The sequence below is a fragment of the Bifidobacterium vespertilionis genome, assembly GCF_008698145.1.
Lineage (GTDB): Bacteria > Actinomycetota > Actinomycetes > Actinomycetales > Bifidobacteriaceae > Bifidobacterium > Bifidobacterium vespertilionis.
In genome coordinates, this window is the sequence record NZ_RZNZ01000029.1 from 1 (window position 1) to 5214 (window position 5214).

The 5214-nt window shown below is 60.4% G+C and carries 1 protein-coding gene and 2 rRNA genes; all 3 read left to right on the plus strand.

Annotated features, from left to right (window positions below):
• A partial coding sequence (locus EMO90_RS12545) for a hypothetical protein (protein WP_223849874.1) occupies positions 1-235 on the plus strand: 235 nt, incomplete at its 5' end.
• A 4-nt stretch (positions 236-239) separates the two neighbouring features.
• Positions 240-1774: ribosomal RNA gene (locus tag EMO90_RS11970) — 16S ribosomal RNA — on the plus strand.
• A 567-nt stretch (positions 1775-2341) separates the two neighbouring features.
• Positions 2342-5214, plus strand: a 23S ribosomal RNA gene (locus tag EMO90_RS11975); the annotation flags it as partial.

Below are 5214 nucleotides of genomic sequence, written 5' to 3' on the forward strand. Positions count from 1 at the left end.
GTGTGGTGGTTTGAGAACTCAAGAGTGTGTTTGTACTACTTTATGCTTGTATTTTTCTGGTTTGCCAGTCCGGTTCCCGCCTGACATCATTGCTGGTGTCGGGTCCCTTGAATGGGTTGAAGCGGGGCCGGGGTTTTTCGTGCGGATCCCCTTTCCTGATAAGGGGGTCGCGTCAGATTTCTTCATTTTTGATGGATCTAAATTGTTTGGGAGCCTTCAATGGTTCTCTTCATGAGTTTTTTGTGGAGGGTTCGATTCTGGCTCAGGATGAACGCTGGCGGCGTGCCTAACACATGCAAGTCGAACGGGATCCCGGGTGCTTGCACCTGGGTGAGAGTGGCGAACGGGTGAGTAATGCGTGACCAACCTGCCCCAAGTTCCGGAATAGCTCCTGGAAACGGGTGGTAATGCCGGATGCTCCGCTCCTCCGCATGGGGGTGTGGGAAAGCTTTGGCGTCTTGGGATGGGGTCGCGTCCTATCAGCTTGACGGCGGGGTGACGGCCCACCGTGGCTTCGACGGGTAGCCGGCCTGAGAGGGCGACCGGCCACATTGGGACTGAGATACGGCCCAGACTCCTACGGGAGGCAGCAGTGGGGAATATTGCACAATGGGCGCAAGCCTGATGCAGCGACGCCGCGTGCGGGATGGAGGCCTTCGGGTTGTAAACCGCTTTTGTTCGGGAGCAAGGATCCCTTTCGGGGGGTTTGAGTGTACCGTTCGAATAAGCGCCGGCTAACTACGTGCCAGCAGCCGCGGTAATACGTAGGGCGCAAGCGTTATCCGGATTCATTGGGCGTAAAGGGCTCGTAGGCGGTTCGTCGCGTCCGGTGTGAAAGCCCATCGCTTAACGGTGGGTCTGCGCCGGGTACGGGCGGGCTGGAGTGCGGCAGGGGAGGCTGGAATTCCCGGTGTAACGGTGGAATGTGTAGATATCGGGAGGAACACCAATGGCGAAGGCAGGTCTCTGGGCCGTTACTGACGCTGAGGAGCGAAAGCGTGGGGAGCGAACAGGATTAGATACCCTGGTAGTCCACGCCGTAAACGGTGGACGCTGGATGTGGGGCCCTTTCCACGGGTTCCGTGTCGGAGCTAACGCGTTAAGCGTCCCGCCTGGGGAGTACGGCCGCAAGGCTAAAACTCAAAGAAATTGACGGGGGCCCGCACAAGCGGCGGAGCATGCGGATTAATTCGATGCAACGCGAAGAACCTTACCTGGGCTTGACATGTTCCCGACGACCGTAGAGATGCGGTTTCCCTTCGGGGCGGGTTCACAGGTGGTGCATGGTCGTCGTCAGCTCGTGTCGTGAGATGTTGGGTTAAGTCCCGCAACGAGCGCAACCCTCGCCCCGTGTTGCCAGCATTTCGGATGGGAACTCACGGGGGACCGCCGGGGTTAACTCGGAGGAAGGTGGGGATGACGTCAGATCATCATGCCCCTTACGTCCAGGGCTTCACGCATGCTACAATGGCCGGTACAGCGGGATGCGACATGGCGACATGGAGCGGATCCCTGAAAACCGGTCTCAGTTCGGATCGGAGCCTGCAACCCGGCTCCGTGAAGGCGGAGTCGCTAGTAATCGCGGATCAGCAACGCCGCGGTGAATGCGTTCCCGGGCCTTGTACACACCGCCCGTCAAGTCATGAAAGTGGGCAGCACCCGAAGCCGGTGGCCCAACCTTTATTGGGGGGAGCCGTCTAAGGTGAGGCTCGTGATTGGGACTAAGTCGTAACAAGGTAGCCGTACCGGAAGGTGCGGCTGGATCACCTCCTTTCTACGGAGATTTCAGGGCCACTGGTTGGTGGCCCGTCGTGTGGCCCGAGCGGCCGGGGGATCGTCCCCCGGGTGGTTGGGCGTGCTGGCGTGGAAGAGGATCGGAAGATGCAAGGGCGTGGCGGGCCGTTTGGGCTCGCGGGGGTGTCTTGGCGTCGCGCCGGGGCGTCCCGCGTCGAAGTGGTTTGAACATGCTTTTGGGTTCCCGGGCCGCCACGGCCGCCTGTTGGTGGTTGGCGGGTCCGTTCCGTCCCCTTGGGTTTGGCGCTCGTCCTTGTGTGGGTGGGTTGTCTGGCCGGGGGTGCGGCGGTGGTTTGAGAACTGGATAGTGGACGCGAGCGATGCCTCGCGCCGTGCGGGTCGTCTTCCCTTGTGGGGTTGGTGGCGTGTGTGGTGTGGTGGCGTCGTATTTGTTTTTTCGATCCGGGCCGCGCCCGGCCCCCCTTTTTTGGTGGGGGTTGGGTGTGGTTTGTGATTGCTTGTATCGTTTGATCGTTAGTGTGATGATGTGTCGTCTTGACGTTTGCCGGTAGTGCTCTGGCTTTCCCTGATCCTTTTGTTGGGGTTGGGGTTGCCGGTTATGGGCGTGTGGTGGATGCCTTGGCGGACAGGACCGATGAAGGACGCGTGGGGCCGCGATAGGCCTCGGGGAGCCGCCGACAGGGCTTTGATCCGAGGGTTTCCGAATGGGGCAACCCGCCGGCCGTTATGGGCCGGCACCACCTTTGGGTGGGGGGTACGCAGGGAAGTGAAACATCTCAGTACCTGCAGGAGGAGATATTCCGTGAGTAGTGGCGAGCGAAAGCGGATGACGACCAAACCCCGCGCGCGTGATACCCGTCGGGGGTTGCGTGTGGGGTGTTGCGGGAGGCCGCTTTCCCGGTTCCGACGGGCCGGGCGTCAGTGACAAAGCCGTGTGCGAGGGGAACCGGATTGGATTCCGGGCCGTAGAGGGTGATGGCCCCGTACCCGTAGGCGCATGGTCTGGCGTGTGGTGTTCCCAAGTAGCGCGGGACTCGTGGAATCCCGTGTGAATCGGCCCGGACCGCCGGGTAAGTCTGAATATTCCTGTCCGACCGATAGCGTACTAGTACCGTGAGGGAAAGGTGAAAAGCACCCCGGGAGGGGAGTGAAAGAGTTCCTGAAACCGTGCGCCTGCAAACCGTCGGAGCCTCTTTGATGGGGTGACGGCGTGCCTATCGAAAAATGAGTCTGCGAGTCAGTGATGGGTGGCGAGCGTAAGCCGTGTGGTGTACGCGTAGCGAAAGCGAGTCCGAAGAGGGCGTTTTTGAGTCGCTTGTCCTGGACCCGAAGCGGGATGATCTAGCCCTGGGCAGGTTGAAGCGCGGGTAAGACCGTGTGGAGGACCGGACCCACCTGGGTTGAAAACCGGGGGGATGACCTGGGGCTGGGGGTGAAAGGCCAATCAAATTCCGTGATAGCTGGTTCTCTCCGAAATGCATTTCGGTGCAGCGTCGTGTGATTGCATCCGGGGGGTAGAGCTACTGGATGCTTGAGGGCCCGTATGGGGTACCGACAGCAGCCAAACTCCGAATACCCGTGATGTGTATCATGGCAGTGAGTCGGCGGGGGATAAGCTCCGTCGTCGAAAGGGAAACAGCCCAGACCGTCGTCTAAGGTCCCTCAGCGCGTGCTAAGTGGGAAAGGATGTGGGGTCGCATAGACAGCCAGGAGGTTGGCTCAGAAGCAGCCATCCTTGAAAGAGTGCGTAACAGCTCACTGGTCTAGTGGTCCCGCGCCGACAATGTAGCGGGGCTCAAGCACGCCACCGAAGACGCGGCAGCAATGTTTTGTTGTTGGGTAGGAGAGCGTCCCCACGGGGTCGAAGCGCATGGCGTGAGCCGTCGTGGACTTGTGGGGAGTGAGAATGCAGACATGAGTAGCGAGAGCGGGGTGAGGATCCCCGCCGCTGGATGACCAAGGGTTCCGGGGCCACGTTCGTCGTCCCCGGGTGAGTCGGGTCCTAAGGCGAGGCCGACAGGCGTAGTCGAATGGATGAACGGGTTGATATTCCCGTACCGGCTTCTGGCCGTTCGAGCGCGTGGAGTGACGCAGTGGGGTAGCCGGCCGCGGAGGTGGTTTTCCGTGGCCAAGCGTGTGGCCCGCATCCCAGGCAAATCCGGGGTGCATATGGGGTGAGGCGCGATGGTGGGGGTCTTGTGGCCCGAATCCGGTGATCCCGTGCTGCCGAGAAAAGCTTCGGCGCGAGGCTGGTGGCCGCCCGTACCCGAAACCGACACTGGTGGTCTGGTAGAGTATACCGAAGCGAGCGAGCGAATCCTGGTCAAGGAACTCGGCAAATTGCTCCCGTGCCTTCGGCATAAGGGAGGCCCCCCGGGGTGAAGGGCTTCGCGCCCGGAGCGTTGGGGGGTGGCACAGGCCAGGGGGTAGCGACTGTTTACCAAAAACACAGGTGCATGCGAAGGCGCAAGCCGCTGTATATGCACTGACGCCTGCCCGGTGCCGGAAGGTTAAGAGGATCCGTCAGCCCTTTGGGGTGAAGCGGTGAATTCAAGCCCCGGTAAACGGCGGTGGTAACTATAACCATCCTAAGGTAGCGAAATTCCTTGTCGGGTAAGTTCCGACCTGCACGAATGGCGTAACGACTTCCCCACTGTCTCGACCAGGAGCTCGGCGAAATTGCAGTACGAGTAAAGATGCTCGTTAAGCGCAGAAGGACGAAAAGACCCCGGGACCTTTACTATACCTTGGTATTGTCGTTAGGTGTGGATTGTGTAGCATAGGCGGGAGACGTTGAGGCCGTGGCGCCAGCCATGGTGGAGTCGTAAGGTGAAATACCGTTCTGTTCATATCTGGCGTCTAACCTCGGCACGTGATCCGTGCCAGGGACAGTGCCTGGCGGGTAGTTTAACTGGGGCGGTTGCCTCCCAAAGAGTAACGGAGGCGCCCAAAGGTTCCCTCGGCCCGGTTGGCAATCGGGTGTTGAGTGTAATCGCACAAGGGAGCTTGACTGCGAGGGCGACGGCCCGAGCAGGGACGAAAGTCGGGGATAGTGATCCGGTGCCGGCGCGCGGGCGCGGCATCGCTCAACGGATAAAAGGTACCCCGGGGATAACAGGCTGATCATTCCCAAGAGTCCATATCGACGGGATGGTTTGGCACCTCGATGTCGGCTCGTCGCATCCTGGGGCTGGAGCAGGTCCCAAGGGTTCGGCTGTTCGCCGATTAAAGCGGCACGCGAGCTGGGTTCAGAACGTCGTGAGACAGTTTGGTCTCTATCCTCTGCGCTCGTTGGAATCTTGAGGAGTCCTGCCCATAGTACGAGAGGACCTGGGTGGACGGACCTCTGGTTTGCCGGTTGTCGCGCCAGTGGCATGGCCGGTTGGCTACGTTCGGAAGGGATAACCGCTGAAAGCATCTAAGCGGGAAGCCTTCTCCAAGATGAGGATTCCTTGACAC